General features: G+C 62.7%; 2 protein-coding genes. Both read right to left on the bottom strand.

The window, feature by feature from the left end:
- Window positions 1-1,486 (bottom strand): secretin N-terminal domain-containing protein (locus tag DBR23_RS01675; protein WP_304466188.1); only part of this gene is annotated, 1,486 nt, incomplete at its 3' end.
- Between the two features lie 255 nt (window positions 1,487-1,741).
- The coding region (locus DBR23_RS01680; RefSeq protein WP_146191191.1) for an efflux RND transporter permease subunit at window positions 1,742-3,008 on the bottom strand (1,267 nt) is incomplete at its 5' end.

The raw sequence follows: 3,008 nt of genomic DNA on the forward strand, positions 1-3,008 counted from the left end.
TGCTGCTGCTGCTCGTGTTGGAGTAGCTGCCCGTGACGAAAGGCACGTTCTGACCAACGATGATCTTGGCCTCCTCATTGTCCAGTGTCACTACGTTGGCTGTGGACAGGATGTTGGTGCCCGACATCGATTCGAGCGCCGTGGCCACGGTGCCCAACGTGAGCCCGGTAGTGCTACTGATGTTGAAGATCTGCTTCCACTGAACGCCCACGTCCAGTGCCTTGCTGGCATCGACCTCGACCACTAGGGATTCAACGTAGAGTTGCGCTCGCCGCGTGTCGAGAAGATCGACCACCGCACGCAACTCGCGGAACAGCGGTTCTGGCGCGGTGACGATCAGCGAGTTGGTGGCAGGGTCCGCCTGAATGAAGCCACCGATCGAAGGCTGGGCTGTGGCGGTCACCGGCGTTGCAGCCTGCGACGATGCGGAAGAGGAAGTCGGATTCATGCTGAAAGAACCCGCAGCACTACTTGTAGACATGCCCGACGGTGCTGCCACGGATGCACCAGTCGTTGATGCACCGGCATTGCCGCCACCGACATCACGACGGGCTCCATCACTGGAGAACGCAGCACGCAGCACCGTCGCCAAGCGCGTGGCCTCGGCATTTTTCAAGTACAACACGTGCACGTTGCTGCCGCTGCGGCCGGGAAGATCCAGCCGCGCGACCAAGGCACGCACGGCAGACAGTCGTATGGCATTGGGTGCACGCACGAGCAAGGCATTGGCGTGGACATCGGGCACCACGGACACTGCGGGTGTGTTGTTGGCCGAGATGGCTCCGGGACCACTGCCTTGTGCGACGCCTTGTTGAGGCGTGTCCATCATCCGCAGTACCTTCACTGCAAGTTCGGATGCGATCGCATGTTGCAGCGGTATGACCTCTACGTCGGTAGCGCTGGGCGTGTCCAGTGCGGCAATAAGTACGCCCAGGCGCGACAGATTGCTAGCGTAGTCGGTGATGACCAGGCTGTTGTTGCCCGGGTTCACGCTAATGGTGTTGTTGGGGCTGATCAACGGCCGCAGCACCGATACCAGACTGCTGGCGTTTTCATACAACAGTTGGAACACCTGGGTCATCACGGTATCGCCGCGCTGCGCAGAAGACTTCACGGAAACCGCATCGCTCAGCACCTTGGCGTCGGCTTCTGGCACGACTTTGAGCAAACCATTGGACTCCACTACGGCGTAGCCCAGTCCGCGCAGTACCGCGAAGAACATGGCGTAGGCCCTGGCCGGCGGCACGGCCTCGTCGGTCACCAACGTGATGCGGCCCTTGACCCGTGGATCAACCACGATCGGACGACCCAGGACAATGCCCATCGCGCGTGAAACCCCGTCGATTTCCGCATCCTCGAAATTCATCGTTACCGGTTCTTGTACGCGTGCAGGTGCCGCACAGACAGCGGAGAACGACAAGGTTCCCAGCAGAAGCGCCACACAAGCGCGCTCCAGCCGGAACACACCCATTGGAACAAAGCTCATCGGCAGTAGGGATAAGAGTAGGGGCAAGGATAGGGCGAAGGTACTGGCGCAGGCACGGGCGCCACGATGGGCGCCGGAGGAGCAATAACCGGCGCGGGCGGCGCCACAACCACAGGAGGCGGAAGCGGCGCTAAAGGCACAGGAGGCAGGGGCACACAGGCGGACAAGGACAGTGCTGCGGCCAAGGCCGTGACCAGCACCATCATGCGGGATTTCAATTGAGAGGACACGTGTTACTCCTTCGGTAAGTTACGTTCAAGCAGCCAGCGGCGCGGCGCGCCGTGACACCAGGCGCCGCGCTGCGAGCAGCAGGTCGTCGACATAGGTAAAGACCACCGGTACCACCAGCAGACTCAGAACCGTCGAGGTCAGAAGTCCGCCTATGACCACGATGGCCATAGGTTGGCGAAAACTTGGCTCAGCGCCCAAGCCCAGTGCATTTGGCAACATGCCGGCGCCCATGGCGATGGTCGTCATCACGATGGGGCGGGCGCGCTTATGGCAAGCGTCCATCAGCGCCTCCAAACGGCCCAGGCCGCGCTCGCGCCGCGCCAGGATGGCGTACTCAACGAGCAGAATGGAGTTCTTGGTCACGATGCCCATCAGCATCAGGACGCCAATGATGACCGGCATCGAGAAAGGCTGCCCCATAAGCCACAACGAGAACAACGCGCCTCCCAAAGCCAGTGGCAGCGCGGATAGGATGGTGCCGGGCTGCAGGAAGTCGTGGAAGAGCAGTACCAACACGGCGTAGATACAGAAGATGCCGATCGCCATCGCGATGCCGAAGCTTTGCAACAGCTCGCCCATGCGCTGTACCTCGCCCTGATCGATGCTGTGCACACCTGCTGGCAAGGAATGCAGTGCTGCCAGCGCCATGGCTTCGCGCTGTACTTCACCGATTGGGCGGCCATTAAGTTCCACGGTCAGCGTGACATTGCGGGAGCGGTCGATGCGGTCGATCTGCGACGGTCCGCTGCCCAGCGTCACGTCTGCTACCGTCCCCAGGCTCACGTTGCCACTGCGGCCCTGCACGCGCAGGTTGGCCACCGTGTCGAGGTCACCGCGTAGTGCCGGGTCCATGCGCACGCGGATGGCAATCTGGCGTTGCGGCAGATTCAGCTTGGGCAGTACCGTCGAGTAGTCACCATAGGTGGCGAGGCGTACGGCGTCACCGAGCGCCTCCGCCGTCACACCCAGCGATGCCGCGCGGGCGGAGTCGGGTCGAACCTGGATCTCCGGTCGCTGCAAGGCCGCGCTCGAGCTCACGTTGCCGATACCTTTGAGCGTGCGCAACTGGGCCTCGGCCTGCTCGGCTGCACGCATCAGCGCTTGCGGGTCGTCGCTGGCCAACGTGATCTGCAACGCCTCGCCAGTGTTGCCACCGCCCACCGTGATGCGGGCGCCGGGGAGGCTGCGCAGCAGCTCGCGCATCTTCGCTTCCACGCCCGACTGCTTGAGTTCGCGCTCGCCGCGCGGCACGAGTTCCACGGTCAGGGTTGCGCTCGTCAGATCGGCGGAA

Origin of the sequence: Acidovorax sp. HMWF018 (assembly GCF_003061035.1) — a bacterium.
GTDB classification, from domain to species: Bacteria; Pseudomonadota; Gammaproteobacteria; order Burkholderiales; family Burkholderiaceae_C; genus Acidovorax; species Acidovorax delafieldii.